Origin of the sequence: Pseudomonas sp. MF5691 (genome assembly GCF_016405645.1) — a bacterium.
GTDB classification, from domain to species: Bacteria; Pseudomonadota; Gammaproteobacteria; order Pseudomonadales; family Pseudomonadaceae; genus Aquipseudomonas; species Aquipseudomonas shahriarae.
On sequence record NZ_JAEKDC010000005.1, the window covers coordinates 286,576 to 303,606 of the forward strand.

Genomic DNA, 17,031 nt, shown 5'->3' on the forward strand with positions numbered 1-17,031 from the left:
GGAGCGACAGTGTCGTACTCCTGCGGGGCCTCAGGTCTGGCTCGTTACCCCATGTAAAGGGATATTGCAGGCCCGATTTACCCGCGCATTATAGGGAAAAATTTGCCTTTGTGTTGCGGCGGATAGCCTCAGTCGAGGGGCAAAATGAGGGTATTTCCGGCGGGGGCACGGGTTTACAAGGGTTTGCCGGGGTAGGATTTTTTTGACGGGCGGTGAGGGATTTTTGAAGCAGGGGGCAAGGCGAGGATTTTGCGGGTGATTCTTTGCCGCAAGGACAATTCCTTGCGGCGAACATTGTCAGGTTAAGTTCTAACTAACTAAGTTATTAACCGTTAGAGCAACCATTGCCCATGACTTTGTAATTAAGAATATGACGCTGGCCCTGGTGGTCTTCATATTCCATGCGCGCTGGAACAACTTCGCAGACATTTGGGATGGCGCTCATGGACACCACTTTGGCGATATCCAGATCGGTGGAGTAGGTGTATTCCTCAACAATGGCGGTGTGCTGGCTGGCTACGTCAGTCGGGATCTCGTCGGCCAGGGCGGCGGTGGCGCACAAGCTGGCAAGGGCCATAACTAATAAAGCTTTCATTTCCAATTTACCTTTTTACAGTCGAAGGGGGTCACGGGGCCTTTGTGAGGCCACGTGTGTAACTTGAGTAGTGAGTTCGGATTAACGTGCCTTCGTGGGGGCTGCAACTTGGTTAATCACGGTGCCTTGTTGGCGAGGCTGATTTTAGGCGCCTGGGTTGCATTCATATACCCGTACTTTTGATAAACACTTTTGGCGGTTTTCGTAACAATCCACCACAGAGGTTTTTTTAGAGGCTGAGAAAAGCGCCACAAGCCCCGAACCAGAGCATTGCAAGGAGATATCAGGGTAATTTGTAGGGGCTTGTTACTACCATCGTCGAATGGTTCTATAGGCCTACCCCGGCTAAAACAGGGGCATACAACAACAACTATTGTCACCGAGGTAAGAAAGATGAGTGCGGCTTCCCTGTACCCCGTTCGCCCCGAAGTAGCAGCCAACACGCTGACCGACGAGGCGACCTACAAGGCCATGTACCAGCAGTCGGTGGTCAACCCCGACGGCTTCTGGCGCGAGCAAGCCAAGCGTCTTGACTGGATCAAGCCTTTCACCACGGTCAAGCAGACCTCGTTCGACGACCACCATGTCGATATCAAATGGTTCGCAGACGGCACCCTCAACGTTTCCTATAACTGCCTGGACCGTCACCTCGCCGAGCGTGGCGACCAGGCGGCAATCATCTGGGAGGGCGACGACCCTTCCGAGAGCCGTACCATCACCTATCGCGAATTGCATGAACAAGTCTGCAAGTTCGCCAACGCCCTGCGTGGCCAGGATGTGCACCGCGGCGACGTGGTGACCATCTATATGCCGATGATTCCCGAAGCCGTGGTCGCCATGCTGGCCTGTACCCGCATCGGTGCGATCCACTCGGTGGTGTTTGGCGGTTTCTCGCCTGAGGCCCTGGCCGGTCGCATCATCGACTGCAAATCCAAAGTGGTGATCACCGCTGACGAAGGCATCCGTGCCGGCAAGAAGGTGCCGCTCAAGGCCAACGTCGACGACGCGCTGACCAACCCGGAAACCAGCAGCATCCAGAAAGTCATCGTGTGCAAGCGCACCAATGGCCAGATCAAGTGGAACCAGCATCGCGACATCTGGTATGAAGACCTGATGAAAGTGGCGGGCACTGTCTGTGCGCCAAAAGAGATGGGTGCCGAAGAAGCGCTGTTCATCCTTTACACCTCCGGCTCCACTGGCAAGCCCAAGGGCGTGCAGCACACCACCGGCGGCTACCTGTTGTACGCGGCCCTGACCCACGAGCGTGTGTTCGACTACCGCCCGGGCGAAGTCTACTGGTGCACCGCCGACGTCGGTTGGGTCACTGGCCACACTTATATTGTCTACGGCCCGCTGGCCAATGGCGCGACCACGCTGCTGTTCGAAGGCGTGCCGAACTACCCGGATATCACCCGGGTCGGGAAAATCGTCGACAAGCACAAGGTCAATATCCTCTACACCGCGCCGACGGCGATCCGCGCAATGATGGCTTCCGGCACCGCCGCCTGCGAAGGCACTGACGGCAGCAGCCTGCGCCTGTTGGGTTCGGTGGGTGAGCCGATCAACCCGGAAGCGTGGGACTGGTACTACAAGAACGTCGGCCAATCCCGTTGCCCGATTGTCGATACCTGGTGGCAGACCGAAACCGGCGCGACCCTGATGAGCCCATTGCCGGGCGCTCACGCGCTCAAGCCGGGTTCGGCGGCACGCCCATTCTTTGGTGTGGTACCGGCGTTGGTGGACAACCTGGGTAACATCATCGAGGGCGCCGCCGAAGGCAACCTGGTGATCCTCGATTCGTGGCCAGGCCAGGCGCGTACCCTGTACGGCGACCATGACCGTTTCGTCGACACTTACTTCAAGACCTTCCGTGGCATGTACTTCACCGGCGACGGCGCGCGTCGCGATGAAGACGGCTACTGGTGGATCACCGGCCGTGTGGATGACGTGCTCAACGTTTCCGGGCACCGCATGGGTACCGCCGAGATCGAAAGCGCCATGGTTGCCCACCCGAAAGTCACGGAAGCAGCAGTGGTCGGTGTACCTCACGACATCAAGGGGCAGGGCATCTATGTGTATGTCACCCTGAAAAACGGCGAGGAGCCGACTGAAGCATTGCGCCTGGAGCTGAAGAACTGGGTACGCAAGGAAATTGGCCCGATTGCTTCGCCGGACGTGATCCAGTGGGCACCGGGTCTGCCGAAGACCCGTTCGGGGAAAATCATGCGTCGTATCCTGCGCAAGATTGCCACGGCCGAGTATGACGGGCTGGGCGATATCTCCACCCTGGCCGATCCAAGCGTGGTGCAGCATTTGATTGATACTCACAAGACCATGAACGTCGCGTAAGCGGGTTTATGGGACCAAGCCCCATTCGGTGTAGGCCGGGTGGGGCTTTTTTGTGGGAATTCACTTTGAAGCGCCATCAATGTGGGTGCTGGCGGCTGACAGACCGCTCTCAGTAGCAAGTCAATAAATATCGGTTTATCTCGTAGGGCGTTTCTGAATGTTACCCAGCGGTGCAAATGTGTAACCCTGCGCCCAAACATGAGGCAAAGTGCTACATCAGTGCCCCGAAAATGCCCGTTTTAGACACCCGGCAAAATAAGATCAAACGCTACACTTGCCGGGATAGAAGGGTTTGCGAATAATAGGCCCGCAATTTGCAGCGTTAATAGGTTTAATATCTTTTGCCTCTGCATAGATTTCAGGGGTTGTCAATGTATTGGAGTCGCTTTCTCGGTGCTTCTGTAAATTGTTGTCGCATTGAGGAAATATCGGCTTCCGGCCTGTCGTTAGAATGCCGATCACTCGCTCGTCGTCGCCGTGTTGAACTGGTGTAGGACGCAGCACCGCTATTCGGTTTCACTCAGTCGCATCGTGGGCCATGGCTCATACTGCTGTTTTTGTCCTATACCGATGGAGTCCCAAGATGAAGAAACTCGTGCTGTTGGGCGCCCTGGCGCTGTCCGTGCTGTCCATGCAAGCCTTCGCTGAAGAGAAGCCGCTGAAAATTGGTATCGAAGCAGCCTACCCTCCGTTTGCCTCGAAGGCGCCGGACGGCAACATCGTCGGTTTCGACTACGACATCGGCAACGCCCTGTGCGAAGAGATGAAGGTCAAGTGCACTTGGGTCGAGCAGGAATTCGACGGCCTGATTCCGGCGCTCAAAGTCCGCAAGATCGACGCGATTCTGTCGTCCATGTCCATCACTGACGACCGCAAGAAGTCCGTGGACTTCACCAACCGCTACTACCTGACCCCGGCGCGCCTGGTGATGAAGGACGGCGTTGCCGTCAGCGACAGCCTGGTTGAGCTCAAGGACAAGAAGATCGGCGTACAGCGCGGTTCGATCCACGACCGTTTCGCCAAGGAAGTCCTGGCGCCTAAAGGTGCGACCATCGTTCCTTACAGCACCCAGAACGAAATCTACCTGGACGTGGCTGCCGGTCGCCTTGATGGCACCGTGGCTGATGCGACCCTGCTCGAAGACGGTTTCCTGAAGACCGACGCGGGCAAAGGCTACGCGTTCGTAGGTCCTGCGTTCACCGACGCCAAGTACTTCGGCGACGGCATCGGTATCGCAGTGCGTAAAGGCGACAAGGCCAACCTGGAGCGCATCAATGCAGCCATTGCTGCGATCCGCGCCAATGGCAAGTACAAAGAAATCGAGAAAAAGTATTTCAACTTCGATATTTACGGCGCTGACGCCAAGTAAACCTTCGCAGTTGTCTGTCCAGAATGGCGCAAGCACCAGGGTCTCTGAAGTTTGCGCCATTTTTTCATCCGCCTTTTCGAGGACCTGAATCATGTTGAAAGGCTACGGGGCCGTTATCCTCGATGGCGCATGGTTGACGCTTCAGCTCGCCTTGTCGTCCATGGCCTTGGCCATTGTTCTGGGTCTGATTGGGGTTGCACTACGCCTGTCGCCGGTCCGCTGGCTGGCGTGGCTGGGCGACCTGTATTCCACGGTGATCCGCGGGATCCCCGACCTGGTGCTGATCCTGCTGATTTTCTACGGTGGTCAGGACCTGCTCAACCGCGTCGCGCCGCTACTGGGCTACGACGACTATATTGACTTGAACCCCTTGGCCGCCGGTATCGGCACCCTGGGTTTCATCTTTGGCGCCTACCTCTCGGAAACCTTCCGTGGTGCCTTCATGGCCATCCCCAAGGGGCAGGCCGAGGCGGGCATGGCCTATGGCATGAGCCCGTTCCAGGTGTTTTTCCGGGTGATGGTGCCGCAGATGATCCGGCTGGCAATCCCCGGCTTTACCAACAACTGGCTGGTATTGACCAAGGCCACTGCACTGATTTCGGTGGTGGGCCTGCAAGACATGATGTTCAAGGCCAAGCAGGCGGCGGATGCCACCCGCGAACCTTTTACCTTCTTCCTCGCGGTGGCGGCGATGTACCTGGTGATCACCAGCGTCTCGTTGCTGGCCCTGCGTTACCTTGAGAAGCGCTACTCGGTAGGCGTAAAGGCGGCTGATCTATGATCTTCGACTACAACGTCATCTGGGAGGCCATGCCGCTGTACCTTGGCGGCTTGCTGACCACCCTCAAACTGCTGCTGATCTCGCTGTTCTTCGGCCTGCTCGCCGCCGTACCCCTGGGCCTGATGCGGGTGTCCAAGCAGCCGCTGGTCAATGGCTCGGCCTGGCTCTACACCTATGTGATCCGCGGCACACCGATGCTGGTGCAGCTGTTCCTGATCTACTACGGCCTGGCCCAGTTCGAAGCGGTACGCGAGAGCTTCCTCTGGCCGTGGCTGTCCAGCGCAACCTTCTGCGCCTGCCTGGCCTTTGCCATCAATACCAGTGCCTACACCGCAGAAATCATCGCCGGCAGCCTCAAGGCCACGCCCCATGGCGAGATCGAAGCCGCCAAGGCCATGGGCATGTCGCGCTACAAGCTGTACCGCCGCATCCTGCTGCCCTCGGCCCTGCGCCGGGCACTGCCGCAGTACAGCAATGAAGTGATCATGATGTTGCAGACCACCAGCCTGGCCTCCATCGTTACCCTGATCGACATCACCGGTGCCGCGCGCACGGTGAACGCCCAGTACTACCTGCCGTTCGAAGCCTATATCACCGCGGGCCTGTTCTACCTGTGCCTGACGTTCATCCTGGTGCGTCTGTTCAAGCTGGCCGAGCGTCGCTGGTTGAGCTACCTGGCTCCACGGAAGCACTGATATGGAACGCATCGACCACGTATTGCCCTGGGGGCACTTGGGCTGCGAGCGCCAACTGACGGTGTTCCGCTTCGGCCACGGCGAGCGCAAGGCGTATCTGCAGGCCAGCCTGCACGCCGATGAGTTGCCGGGGATGCGCGCGGCCTGGGAGCTGAAAAAGCGCCTGCTTGAGCTGGAGCAGCAGGGCGCGCTCAATGGGGTGATCGAACTGGTGCCGGTGGCCAACCCGATGGGCCTGGGCCAGTTGCTGCAAGGTAGCCACCAGGGGCGTTTCGAGATTGGCAGCGGCAAGAACTTCAACCGTGATTTCGTCGAGTTGAGCGCGCCGGTGGCGGCCCTGCTGGAAGGCCGGCTGGGCGACGATCCTCACGCCAACGTGCGCATGATCCGCCAGGCGATGAGCGATGCGCTCAATGCATTGCCCGAGCCGAGCAGCCAGTTGCAAGGCATGCAGCGGGTCTTGCTGAGCCATGCCTGCACCGCCGATGTGGTCCTCGACCTGCACTGTGATGCCGAAGCTGCGCTGCATATGTACGCGCTGCCCCAGCACTGGCCGCAGTGGCGTTCGTTGTCGGCGCATTTGAATGTGAAGGTCGGTCTGTTGGCGGAAGACTCCGGCGGCAGCTCGTTTGATGAAGCCTGCTCGTTACCGTGGCTGCGTTTGTCGCGGGCGTTCCCCGAGGCGCAGATCCCTCTGGCCTGCCTGGCAACCACCCTGGAGCTGGGCGGTCAGGCCGACACCGGTCGGGATGAGGCGATTTTTCACGCCGAAGGCATCCTCGCGTTCCTCGCCGAGCAGGGCCTGATCAAGGGTGAGTGGCCGGCGCCGCAACATGAGCCGTGTGAAGGGGTGCCCTTTGAAGGTACCGAATTGCTGTTCGCACCCCACGCCGGGGTGATCAGTTACCTGCGTAAAGCCGGTGACTGGGTGGAAACCGGCGAACCGATTTTTGAAGTGATTGATCCTTTGGCCGACCGCGTCAGCATTGTCTGTGCCGGTACGTCGGGGGTGTTGTTTGCCGTTGAACGGCTACGTTATGCCCAAGCGGGTTTCTGGCTGGCCAAGGTGGCGGGGCGCGAAGCGCTGCGTCACGGGCGCTTGCTCAACGACTGACCAACTGTTTTTGTGAGAACCGACCGCATGTACAAACTTGAAGTCCAAGACCTGCATAAACGCTATGGCAGTCATGAAGTGCTCAAAGGCGTGTCCCTGGCCGCCGCGGCCGGTGATGTGATCAGCATCATCGGGTCCAGTGGCTCGGGCAAAAGTACCTTTTTGCGCTGCATCAACCTGCTGGAGCAGCCTCACGCCGGCAAGATCCTGCTCAATAACGAAGAGCTGAAGCTGGTGGCCAACAAGGACGGCGCGATGAAGGCCGCCGACCCCAAGCAGTTGCAGCGCATGCGTTCGCGCCTGTCCATGGTGTTCCAGCATTTCAACCTGTGGTCGCACATGACCGCCCTGGAAAACGTCATGGAAGCCCCGGTACACGTGCTGGGCATGTCGAAAAAAGACGCCCGCGAAAAGGCCGAGCACTACCTGGCCAAAGTGGGTGTGGCCCACCGCAAGGACGCCTTCCCCGGCCATATGTCCGGTGGCGAGCAGCAGCGCGTGGCAATTGCCCGGGCGCTGGCGATGGAGCCTGAGGTGATGCTGTTTGACGAGCCGACGTCGGCCCTCGACCCGGAGCTGGTCGGCGAAGTCTTGAAAGTCATGCAGGACCTGGCCCTGGAAGGCCGGACCATGGTGGTGGTGACTCACGAAATGGGCTTTGCCCGTGAAGTGTCGAACCAGTTGGTGTTCCTGCACAAAGGCATTGTCGAAGAGCGCGGCAACCCGCGTGAAGTGCTGGTCAACCCGCAGTCCGAGCGGTTGCAGCAGTTCTTGTCCGGTAGCTTGAAGTAAACAGGGCTGCGTTTATGCACTGAAATAGTGCATGCTTCGCAGCCTTGAGGTTGGCCTCGATTCCCTGTGGGGGCGGGCTTGCCTGCGATGGCGAGGTGACTGGCCCGCCGCTGTCGCAGGCAAGCCAGCCCCTACATCAGATCTCTGTTTGTGTTGAGTTTTGTGTTTACTTACGGGCTAGCATTGGCCCATGCCTCTACTCCCGTTTTTCGTTTCGGATAGCATTCCATGACAGCCCATCGCATCGGTTTCCTGATTTGGCCCAGCACTAAAGCCCTGACGCTTGCGCTGGCTGAGGAGGCCTTGCGCGTTGCCCAGCGGGTGCATCCGGATGTGGTCTACGAGGTGTCATTCCTGCAGGCCGAGCCGCCGGTCGAGGGTGAGTGGAAATTGCCCGGCGAACCCTGGGCCGGCAAGCTGGAAGGTTTCCAGAAGCTGTTCCTGCTGGCCGATGAGCCGCCGACGGTGATCGCCTCGCAACTGGGCTCTGCGCTCAAGCAGCTGGTACGCGCCGGCTGCGTGATCGGTGGCTTGTCGGCAGGGGTGTATCCCCTGGCGCAACTGGGGTTGCTCGATGGCTATCGTGCTGCCGTGCACTGGCGCTGGCAGGACGACTTTGCCGAGCGTTTTCCCAAGGTCATTGCCACCAGCCATTTGTTCGATTGGGACCGCGATCGCCTGAGCGCTTGTGGCGGCATGTCGGTCCTCGACCTGATGCTGGCAGTGCTGGCCCGTGACCACGGCGCCGAACTGGCGGGCGCGGTCTCCGAAGAACTGGTGGTGGAGCGCATCCGTGAAGGCGGCGAGCGCCAGCGCATCCCTCTGCAAAACCGCCTGGGCTCCAGCCATCCGAAGCTGACCCAGGCGGTGTTGCTGATGGAGGCCAATATCGAAGAACCGCTGACCACCGACGAAATCGCCCAGCATGTGTGCGTGTCGCGACGACAACTGGAACGGATCTTCAAGCAATACCTCAACCGCGTTCCCAGCCAGTACTACCTGGAACTGCGCCTGAACAAGGCGCGCCAGATGTTGATGCAAACCAGCAAGTCGATCATCCAGATCGGCCTGTCCTGCGGCTTCTCCTCGGGGCCGCACTTCTCCAGCGCCTACCGCAACTTCTTCGGCGCCACCCCGCGTGAAGACCGCAACCAGCGTCGCAGCAGCAGCCCGTTCGAGTTGTCGTCGGTGCCGTCCGAGCGCGGCTGAGCAGCGTCTTGTCCGGCGCATGCAACTGAGCAAAATTCCCACGGCACTGCCGCAACCGCCTGTCTTCTGTTTAAACTGCGCCATTGCGAAGCTATTTGTCGCATTGGCGTAAACCCGCGTAAAACGGGGGTTGGCGCTATAAGAAGTTGTCGCTTGGCGGCAAGGCCGCGCTGAAAACTGTCCTTACAATCCCTGCATCGCCCGCCAGTTTCAGGCAGGCGTTCCTCTTCAGGAGACTCCGATGTCCGTTGAGCAAGCCCCGGTGCAACGTGCCGATTTCGACCAGGTCATGGTGCCCAACTATGCCCCTGCCGCCTTTATCCCTGTGCGTGGCGAAGGTTCCCGTGTGTGGGACCAGTCGGGTCGCGAGCTGATCGACTTTGCCGGCGGCATCGCAGTGAACGTACTGGGCCATGCCCACCCGGCGCTGGTCGGTGCACTGACTGAACAGGCCAACAAGCTGTGGCACGTCTCCAACGTGTTCACCAATGAGCCGGCCCTGCGCCTGGCCCATAAGCTGATCGACGCCACCTTTGCCGAGCGCGTGTTCTTCTGCAACTCCGGCGCCGAAGCCAACGAGGCCGCCTTCAAGCTGGCCCGTCGCGTGGCGTTCGACCGTTTCGGCAGCGAGAAATACGAGATCATCGCCGCACTGAACAGCTTCCACGGCCGTACCCTGTTTACCGTCAACGTCGGTGGCCAGTCGAAGTACTCCGATGGCTTCGGTCCTAAAATCACCGGCATCACCCACGTTCCTTATAACGACCTGGACGCGCTGAAAGCCGCGGTGTCGGACAAGACCTGCGCCGTGGTGCTGGAGCCGATCCAGGGTGAAGGCGGCGTGCTGCCGGCCGAGCTGGCCTACCTGCAAGGTGCCCGCGACCTGTGTGACGCCAACAATGCACTGCTGGTGTTCGACGAAGTGCAGACCGGTATGGGCCGCAGCGGCCATCTGTTTGCCTACCAGCACTACGGCGTTGTGCCTGACATCCTTACCAGCGCCAAGAGCCTGGGCGGTGGTTTCCCGATTGCCGCGATGCTGACCCGTGAAGACCTGGCCAAGCACCTGGTGGTCGGCACCCACGGCACCACCTACGGCGGCAACCCGCTGGCATGCGCGGTGGCGGAAGCGGTGATTGACGTGATCAACACCCCTGAGGTGCTGGCCGGCGTGAATGCCAAGCACGACCTGTTCAAGGCCCGCCTGGAGCAGATCGGCCAGCAATACGGGATCTTCACCCAGGTGCGTGGCATGGGCCTGCTGCTCGGTTGCGTATTGAGCGACGCCTTCAAAGGCAAGGCCAAGGACGTGTTCAACGCGGCCGAGAAAGAGAACCTGATGATCCTGCAAGCCGGCCCGGACGTGGTGCGCTTTGCGCCGAGCCTGGTGGTGGAAGATGCGGATATCACTGAAGGGCTGGATCGTTTTGAGCGTGCTGTAAAAACACTGACGCAAGCCTGATAGATACACATTTATCTAACGAACCGGATCAAATGTGGGAGCGGGCTTGCCCGCGATAGCGATCTGTCAGTCGACGTTGTTGTGACTGGCCCACCGCAATCGCGGGCAAGCCCGCTGCCACATTGGAACCTGGGTGATTCCAGGTTTGGTGTCCGGCATTTTTTTATGAAGTTTTCGAGTTAAGGAGTGACACCATGCTGGTGATGCGCCCCGCGCAAATGGCTGATCTGGGCGAGGTACAGCGTCTGGCTGCGGACAGCCCGATTGGTGTCACCTCCCTGCCGGATGACGTTGAACGCCTGAGCGACAAAATCGCCGCCAGCGAAGCGTCCTTCGCCGCCGAAGTGAGTTTCAACGGCGAAGAAAGCTATTTCTTTGTTCTCGAAGACACCGTTGCCGGCAAGCTGGTGGGCTGTTCGGCCATCGTCGCCTCGGCCGGTTATTCCGAGCCGTTCTACAGCTTTCGCAACGAGACCTTCGTCCACGCCTCCCGTGAACTGAAGATCCACAACAAGATTCACGTCCTGTCCCAGTGCCACGACCTGACCGGCAACAGCTTGCTGACCAGCTTCTATGTGGTGCCGGAGCTGGTGGGGTCGGCCTGGTCGGAACTCAACTCCCGTGGCCGCCTGTTGTTTGTCGCCAGCCACCCGGAGCGGTTTGCCGATTCGGTGGTGACCGAGATTGTCGGCTACAGCGATGAGAACGGTGACTCGCCGTTCTGGGACGCCATCGGCCGCAACTTCTTCGACCTCAACTATGCTGCCGCCGAGCGCCTGTGCGGGTTGAAGAGCCGCACCTTCCTTGCCGAACTGATGCCGCACTACCCAATCTACGTGCCGCTGTTGCCCGACGAAGCCCAGGAAGCCATGGGCCAGGTACACCCGCGTGCGCAGATCACCTTCGACATCCTGATGCGCGAAGGCTTTGAAACCGACCATTACATCGACATCTTCGACGGTGGCCCGACCCTGCATGCACGGGTCTCGGGCATTCGTTCGATCGCCCAGAGCCGCGTGGTGCCGGTGAAGATCGGCGAGATGGTCAAGGGCGTCGGCCGCCAGTACCTGGTGAGCAACGCGCAGTTGCAGGATTACCGCGCGGTCATGCTCGAACTGGACTACGCGCCGGGCAAGCCCGTGACCTTGGACTTGGAAGCGGCCGAAGCCCTGGGCGTCGGCGAAGGCGCCAGCGTGCGTCTGGTCGCGGTTTAAAAGCAGAGTTTCGCGGGTGGCTGCAGCCAGCGGCCCGTTTGAGGAGATAGCATGATCGTTCGTCCCGTACGCAGCAGCGATTTACCGGCCCTGATTGAATTGGCGCGCAGCACTGGCACCGGTCTCACCACCTTGCCGGCCAACGAAGAGCGCCTGACCCACCGGGTGGGCTGGGCTGAAAAAACCTTTCGCGGCGAAGCCGGGCGCGGGGATGCCGACTACCTGTTTGTGCTGGAAAACGACGAAGGCCGCGTGGTGGGGATTTCCGCGATTGCCGGCGCCGTTGGCCTGCGCGAGCCGTGGTACAACTTCCGGGTCGGCCTGACTGTCAGCGCCTCTCAGGAGCTGAATATCTACCGCGAGATTCCTACGCTGTTCTTGGCCAACGACCTGACGGGCAACTCCGAGCTGTGCTCGCTGTTCCTGCATGCCGATTACCGCAACGGCCTCAACGGTCGCATGCTGGCCAAGGCGCGGATGCTGTTTATCGCCGAGTTCCCGCAGCTGTTTGGTAACAAGATCATCGCCGAGATGCGCGGGGTGTCCAATGACGCCGGGCGTTCGCCGTTCTGGGAAAGCCTGGGCCGGCACTTCTTCAAGATGGAGTTCAGCCAGGCCGACTACCTCACCGGCGTGGGCAACAAGGCGTTTATCGCCGAACTGATGCCCAAGTTCCCGCTGTACACCTGCTTTTTGTCCGAGGACGCCCGCAACGTGATCGGCAAGGTCCATCCCGACACCGAGCCGGCCTTGAGCATGCTCAAGAGCGAAGGCTTCAGCTACCAGGGTTACGTCGATATCTTCGACGCAGGTCCGGCGGTGGAGTGTGAGACCAGCAAGATCCGCGCGGTGCGCGACAGCCAGGCGCTGGTACTGGCCATTGGCACGCCGGGGGACGACGCCACGCCGTTCCTGATGCATAACCGTAAACGTGAAGAGTGCCGCATCACCGCCGCACCGGCGCGCCTGGCTGCCGGCACGCTGGTGGTCGATCCGCTGACCGCCAAGCGCCTGCAACTGGTGGCCGGTGATCAAGTGCGTGCGGTACCGTTGTCTGCTGCCCGGGAGTCGAAATAATGAATGCGTTGTATATCGCAGGGAGCTGGCTGGCTGGCCAGGGTGAACGCTTTGAGTCGCTGAACCCGGTGACCCAGCAAGTGGTCTGGGCCGGCAATGGCGCCAGCGTCGAGCAGGTCGAATCCGCGGTGCAGGCCGCACGCCAAGCGTTCCCGGCCTGGGCCAAGCGCCCGCTGCAAGAGCGCATCAGTGTGCTGGAAACCTTTGCCGCCACCCTGAAAAGCCGTGCCGATGAAATCGCCCGCTGCATTGGCGAGGAAACCGGCAAGCCTCTGTGGGAATCGGCCACCGAAGTCACCAGCATGGCCAATAAAATCGCGATCTCGGTGCAAAGCTACCGCGAACGTACCGGCGAGAAGAGCGGCCCCCTGGGCGACGCCACCGCTGTATTGCGCCACAAGCCTCACGGTGTGGTCGCCGTGTTTGGCCCTTACAACTTCCCAGGCCACTTGCCCAATGGGCATATCGTCCCGGCCTTGCTCGCGGGTAATACCGTGTTGTTCAAACCGAGCGAGCTGACCCCTAAAGTGGCCGAGCTGACGGTACAGTGCTGGGTCGAAGCCGGCCTGCCAGCGGGCGTGTTGAACCTGCTGCAAGGCGCGCGCGAGACCGGGATTGCCCTGGCCTCAAATCCAGGTATCGACGGGCTGTTCTTCACTGGCTCCAGCCGCACCGGCAACCACCTGCACCAGCAATTCGCCGGGCGCCCGGACAAGATCCTCGCGCTGGAAATGGGTGGCAACAACCCGCTGGTGGTGGACCAGGTGGCCGATGTGGACGCTGCGGTCTATACCATCATCCAGTCGGCCTTTATTTCCGCCGGCCAGCGCTGCACCTGCGCCCGGCGCCTGCTGGTGCCGGAAGGCGCCTGGGGTGATGCACTGCTGGCGCGCCTGGTGGCGGTCAGCGCGACCATTGCCGTCGGTGCCTACGACCAGCAACCGCCGCCGTTCATGGGCTCGGTGATCTCCCTGGCGGCGGCCAAGGCCTTGATGGAGGCCCAGGAGTTGATGCTGGCCAACGGCGCCGTGGCGCTGCTGGAAATGACTCAGCCCCAGGCGCAGGCAGCCTTGCTGACGCCAGGCATCATCGACGTCACGGCCGTGACCGAGCGCGAGGACGAAGAGCTGTTCGGCCCGTTGCTGCAAGTGATTCGTTACGCGGATTTCGAAGCGGCGATCAGTGAAGCCAACAACACCCAGTACGGCCTTGCCGCTGGTCTGTTGTCGGACTCCGAGGCGCGTTACCAGCAGTTCTGGCTGGAGAGCCGGGCCGGTATCGTCAACTGGAACAAGCAACTGACCGGCGCCGCCAGCACCGCGCCCTTTGGCGGGGTAGGGGCATCGGGCAATCATCGCGCCAGTGCGTATTACGCGGCGGATTATTGCGCGTACCCGGTGGCGTCCCTGGAAACCCCGAGCCTGGTCTTGCCGGCCGCGCTGACTCCGGGTGTGACGCTGATCTAAATGTGGCAGCTGGCTTGTGTGGGAGCCAGCTCCTACAGTTGATCGGGTTTGCAGAGACAGATTTGTGGTGTGTTGAAGACCTTTGATGCCTATAAAAACAGATGTTCGTGGAGCCTCGCCGATGAAATCCTGTGAAGTCAATTTTGACGGTCTCGTGGGGCCGACCCATAACTACGGCGGTTTGTCCTACGGCAACGTCGCGTCCCAGAGCAACAGCCAGCAATCTTCCAACCCCAAGGAAGCGGCGTTGCAGGGCCTGGCGAAAATGAAAGCCCTGATGGACATGGGCTTTGTGCAAGGCGTGCTCGCGCCCCAGGAACGCCCGGATGTGGGCGCATTGCGCCGCCTTGGCTTTGCCGGTAGCGACGCCCAGGTGATCCAGCAGGCGGCCAAGCAAGCCATGCCGTTACTGGTGGCCAGTTGTTCCGCATCGAGCATGTGGGTGGCCAACGCCGCCACGGTCAGCCCGAGTGCCGACACGGCCGACGGCCGCGTGCATTTCACCGCCGCCAACCTCAACTGCAAATACCACCGCAGCATCGAACACCCGACCACCAGCCGCGTGCTGGGGGCCATGTTTGCTGACCAGAAGCACTTCGCCCACCACGCCGCGTTGCCGGCCGTGGCGCAGTTCGGTGACGAAGGCGCGGCTAACCACACGCGTTTCTGCCGCGAATATGGCGAGGCGGGCGTGGAGTTTTTTGTGTTTGGGCGCAGTGCGTTCGACACCCGTTACCCGGCGCCGCAAAAGTACCCGGCGCGCCAGACCCTCGAAGCGTCCCAGGCGGTTGCGCGCTTGCATGGCCTGCAGGATGACGGTGTGGTCTACGGCCAGCAGAACCCGGCCGTGATTGATGCCGGTGTGTTCCACAATGATGTGATCGCGGTGGGCAACGGCGAAGTGTTGTTCTATCACGAGGATGCGTTCCTCAATACCGAGCAAATGCTGGCTGAGCTGCAGGCCAAGCTGGGCAAGGTTGGCGGCAACTTCCAGGCGATCTGCGTGCCCCGCGCCCTGGTCAGCGTCGAAGACGCCGTGCGCTCTTACCTGTTCAACAGCCAGTTGCTGAGCCGCGCCGACGGTTCGATGCTGTTGATCGTGCCCGAAGAGTGCCACAACAACGAGCGCGTCTGGCACTACCTGCAAAGCCTGACCCGTTCCGGTGGGCCGATCGGCGAAGTGAAAGTCTTCGACCTCAAGCAGAGCATGCAGAACGGCGGCGGCCCGGCCTGCCTGCGTTTGCGCGTGGCGCTGAAGGAGGCTGAACTGGCGGCGGTCAACCCAGGGGTTATCATGACGGCACCGCTGTATGAAACGTTGACCCAATGGGTCGGCAAGCACTACCGCGACAGCCTGCGCGAAACCGACCTGGCTGACCCGCAGTTGCTGCTCGAATGTCGCACGGCATTGGATGAACTGACGCAAATCCTTAAACTGGGCTCGGTTTATCCTTTCCAGATCAATTAAAGCCCCACGGCTGAGACTTATTTATGACCACCGATACCCTGAAGCTGATCCTTGAAGACACCGACGGCACCCAGCTGGAAACCTCCTGCACCCGCCTCGCCGTGGTGTGGCAGGGCAAGGAAATCTGGATCCAGCACGACGGCCGTGGCCAACTGCTGATCGGCGTGGACGTGGAAGAGGGTGATGCCGAATACGCCAACCTGCTGATGCGCCCCCTGGCGACCAACCTGATGAGCCTGCAACTGGAAATGGAACCGGCCGACGTTGAAGGTGATGACGACGATCACGTCCACGGCCCAGGCTGCAACCACTAAGGAAGCTGCTCTATGCTCGCCCTCGGCAAACTGCTTGAACTGACCCTCGCCGGTCGTGAACCGGCGCAAAAAATTCAACTGACTGTCGACGGCGTGCAGATGCGCTGGCTCAGTGAGGGCGCCCTTGAAGTGCGGCCTCCCGAAGCCCGGGACAACGGCGCCGATGTGCTGCTGTCGTCCGGTATCCATGGCAACGAAACCGCGCCGATCGAATTGGCCGACCGCTTGTTGCATGGCATTGCCCGTGGGGAGATCAAGCCTCGCACCCGTATTCTGTTCCTGTTCGGCAACCCCGAGGCCATACGCCGCGGCGAGCGTTATCTCGAGCAGGACGTCAACCGGCTGTTCAACGGCCGTCACGAACAAAGCATAGGCCCTGAAGCCATGCGTGCCGCCGAGCTCGAGCAGTTGGCCCGCACCTTCTTCAGCGTGCCCGGCCGTAGCCGCTTGCACTACGACCTGCACACGGCCATCCGTGGCTCGAAGATCGAACAGTTCGCCCTGTACCCCTTCAAAGAAGGCCGTCAGCACTCACGCGCCGAACTGGCCCGTTTACGTGCGGCTGGCATGGAGGCGGTGCTGTTGCAGAACAAGACCTCCATCACCTTCACCGCGTTTACCTACGAGCAACTGGGCGCCGAGTCGTTCACCCTGGAGCTGGGCAAGGCCCGGCCATTTGGGCAGAACCAGGGGGTGGATGTGTCGCGCCTGGAAACCCGTCTCAAGCAGATCATCGAAGGTAACGAGCCGGCCACCGAGGGCCTGGACGGCCTGAAGTTGTTCAGCGTGGCGCGGGAAGTTATCAAGCACAGCGACGCCTTCACCCTGCATTTGCCGGCGGACGTGGAGAACTTTTCAGAGCTGGAGAAGGGCTATCTGCTGGCCGAAGACATCGCCAAGACCCGCTGGGTGATCGAGGAGGAGGGTGCGCGCATCATCTTCCCCAATCCGAAGGTCAAGAATGGCTTGCGGGCGGGGATATTGATTGTGCCGACCACAGATGTTGGCCTGGCCTGAACCCCGAGACTGACTCGGTCGAATGTGGGAGCGGGCTTGCTCGCGAAAGCGGTGGATCAGTCATACAGGTATTGACTGACACTCCGCCTTCGCGAGCAAGCCCGCTCCC

Annotated in this window: 15 protein-coding genes; 14 read left to right on the forward strand and 1 reads right to left on the reverse strand. The window is 60.6% G+C overall.

All coding sequences use genetic code 11. The annotated features are described in order from the left end of the window. Positions 1-325: 325 nt before the first annotated feature. A complete protein-coding gene (locus tag JFT44_RS10545) occupies positions 326-595 on the reverse strand; it encodes a DUF2790 domain-containing protein (protein WP_057444078.1) in 270 nt (89 codons plus the stop codon). Positions 596-988: 393 nt separating this feature from the next. On the opposite strand from JFT44_RS10545, the gene acs reads away from it, so the two are divergent. The 14 genes from acs to astE all read left to right on the forward strand — a co-directional run bounded on the left by acs (position 989) and on the right by astE (position 16,922). Next, positions 989-2,944: an acetate--CoA ligase gene (gene acs, locus JFT44_RS10550; RefSeq protein WP_029294430.1), complete on the forward strand. Its 1,956-nt coding sequence runs from the start codon at positions 989-991 to the stop codon at positions 2,942-2,944. 583 nt (positions 2,945-3,527) lie between these two features. Beyond that, the gene (locus JFT44_RS10555; RefSeq protein ID WP_057439716.1) at positions 3,528-4,313 is read left to right on the forward strand and encodes an ABC transporter substrate-binding protein; all 786 of its coding nucleotides are present in this window, start codon (positions 3,528-3,530) and stop codon (positions 4,311-4,313) included. Between the two features lie 91 nt (positions 4,314-4,404). Beyond that, positions 4,405-5,094: an ABC transporter permease gene (locus tag JFT44_RS10560; RefSeq protein WP_029294434.1), complete on the forward strand. Its 690-nt coding sequence runs from the start codon at positions 4,405-4,407 to the stop codon at positions 5,092-5,094. Then, positions 5,091-5,789 (forward strand): ABC transporter permease, encoded by a 699-nt coding sequence (locus JFT44_RS10565; protein WP_115128781.1) that lies wholly within the window; start codon positions 5,091-5,093, stop codon positions 5,787-5,789. Before JFT44_RS10560 ends, JFT44_RS10565 begins: the two co-directional genes overlap by 4 nt. A 1-nt stretch (position 5,790) precedes the next feature. Beyond that, positions 5,791-6,903 carry a succinylglutamate desuccinylase/aspartoacylase family protein gene (locus JFT44_RS10570; protein WP_057439715.1) on the forward strand — a complete coding sequence of 371 codons (1,113 nt, stop codon included), beginning with the start codon at positions 5,791-5,793 and terminating at the stop codon, positions 6,901-6,903. A 27-nt stretch (positions 6,904-6,930) separates the two neighbouring features. Further along, positions 6,931-7,695, forward strand: coding sequence for an ABC transporter ATP-binding protein (locus JFT44_RS10575; RefSeq protein WP_029294441.1), 765 nt, complete (start codon positions 6,931-6,933; stop codon positions 7,693-7,695). A 228-nt stretch (positions 7,696-7,923) separates the two neighbouring features. Beyond that, a complete protein-coding gene (locus JFT44_RS10580; protein ID WP_057439714.1) occupies positions 7,924-8,904 on the forward strand; it encodes a GlxA family transcriptional regulator in 981 nt (326 codons plus the stop codon). 241 nt (positions 8,905-9,145) lie between these two features. Then, positions 9,146-10,366, forward strand: coding sequence for an aspartate aminotransferase family protein (locus JFT44_RS10585; protein ID WP_115128780.1), 1,221 nt, complete (start codon positions 9,146-9,148; stop codon positions 10,364-10,366). A gap of 194 nt (positions 10,367-10,560) precedes the next feature. After that, positions 10,561-11,580, forward strand: coding sequence for an arginine/ornithine succinyltransferase subunit alpha (aruF, locus tag JFT44_RS10590; RefSeq protein WP_032861580.1), 1,020 nt, complete (start codon positions 10,561-10,563; stop codon positions 11,578-11,580). A 51-nt stretch (positions 11,581-11,631) separates the two neighbouring features. Next, positions 11,632-12,657, forward strand: coding sequence for an arginine N-succinyltransferase (gene astA / locus JFT44_RS10595; protein ID WP_057960449.1), 1,026 nt, complete (start codon positions 11,632-11,634; stop codon positions 12,655-12,657). After that, positions 12,654-14,123, forward strand: a complete 1,470-nt coding sequence (astD, locus tag JFT44_RS10600; protein WP_164844863.1) for a succinylglutamate-semialdehyde dehydrogenase — start codon at positions 12,654-12,656, stop codon at positions 14,121-14,123. The genes astA and astD overlap by 4 nt, the downstream gene beginning before the upstream one ends. Positions 14,124-14,244: 121 nt before the next feature. Then, on the forward strand, positions 14,245-15,591 hold the full coding sequence (gene astB, locus JFT44_RS10605) for an N-succinylarginine dihydrolase (RefSeq protein ID WP_057439710.1): 1,347 nt from the start codon (positions 14,245-14,247) through the stop codon (positions 15,589-15,591). Positions 15,592-15,614: 23 nt separating this feature from the next. After that, a complete protein-coding gene (locus tag JFT44_RS10610; protein ID WP_029294458.1) occupies positions 15,615-15,905 on the forward strand; it encodes a hypothetical protein in 291 nt (96 codons plus the stop codon). 12 nt (positions 15,906-15,917) lie between these two features. Then, positions 15,918-16,922, forward strand: a complete 1,005-nt coding sequence (gene astE / locus JFT44_RS10615) for a succinylglutamate desuccinylase (RefSeq protein ID WP_057960447.1) — start codon at positions 15,918-15,920, stop codon at positions 16,920-16,922. Positions 16,923-17,031: the final 109 nt, after the last annotated feature.

What these genes read in the sequence shown, in the direction of transcription:
- aruF (WP_032861580.1), top strand. Translation starts at nt 10,561, where the DNA reads ATGCTGGTGATGCGCCCCGCGCAAATGGCTGATCTGGGCGAGGTACAG.
- JFT44_RS10610 (WP_029294458.1), top strand. Translation starts at nt 15,615, where the DNA reads ATGACCACCGATACCCTGAAGCTGATCCTTGAAGACACCGACGGCACC.
- JFT44_RS10555 (WP_057439716.1), top strand. Translation starts at nt 3,528, where the DNA reads ATGAAGAAACTCGTGCTGTTGGGCGCCCTGGCGCTGTCCGTGCTGTCC.
- astB (WP_057439710.1), top strand. Translation starts at nt 14,245, where the DNA reads ATGAAATCCTGTGAAGTCAATTTTGACGGTCTCGTGGGGCCGACCCAT.
- JFT44_RS10570 (WP_057439715.1), top strand. Translation starts at nt 5,791, where the DNA reads ATGGAACGCATCGACCACGTATTGCCCTGGGGGCACTTGGGCTGCGAG.
- astE (WP_057960447.1), top strand. Translation starts at nt 15,918, where the DNA reads ATGCTCGCCCTCGGCAAACTGCTTGAACTGACCCTCGCCGGTCGTGAA.
- acs (WP_029294430.1), top strand. Translation starts at nt 989, where the DNA reads ATGAGTGCGGCTTCCCTGTACCCCGTTCGCCCCGAAGTAGCAGCCAAC.
- JFT44_RS10560 (WP_029294434.1), top strand. Translation starts at nt 4,405, where the DNA reads ATGTTGAAAGGCTACGGGGCCGTTATCCTCGATGGCGCATGGTTGACG.
- JFT44_RS10580 (WP_057439714.1), top strand. Translation starts at nt 7,924, where the DNA reads ATGACAGCCCATCGCATCGGTTTCCTGATTTGGCCCAGCACTAAAGCC.
- astA (WP_057960449.1), top strand. Translation starts at nt 11,632, where the DNA reads ATGATCGTTCGTCCCGTACGCAGCAGCGATTTACCGGCCCTGATTGAA.
- JFT44_RS10545 (WP_057444078.1), bottom strand. Translation starts at nt 595, where the DNA reads ATGAAAGCTTTATTAGTTATGGCCCTTGCCAGCTTGTGCGCCACCGCC.
- JFT44_RS10585 (WP_115128780.1), top strand. Translation starts at nt 9,146, where the DNA reads ATGTCCGTTGAGCAAGCCCCGGTGCAACGTGCCGATTTCGACCAGGTC.
- JFT44_RS10565 (WP_115128781.1), top strand. Translation starts at nt 5,091, where the DNA reads ATGATCTTCGACTACAACGTCATCTGGGAGGCCATGCCGCTGTACCTT.
- JFT44_RS10575 (WP_029294441.1), top strand. Translation starts at nt 6,931, where the DNA reads ATGTACAAACTTGAAGTCCAAGACCTGCATAAACGCTATGGCAGTCAT.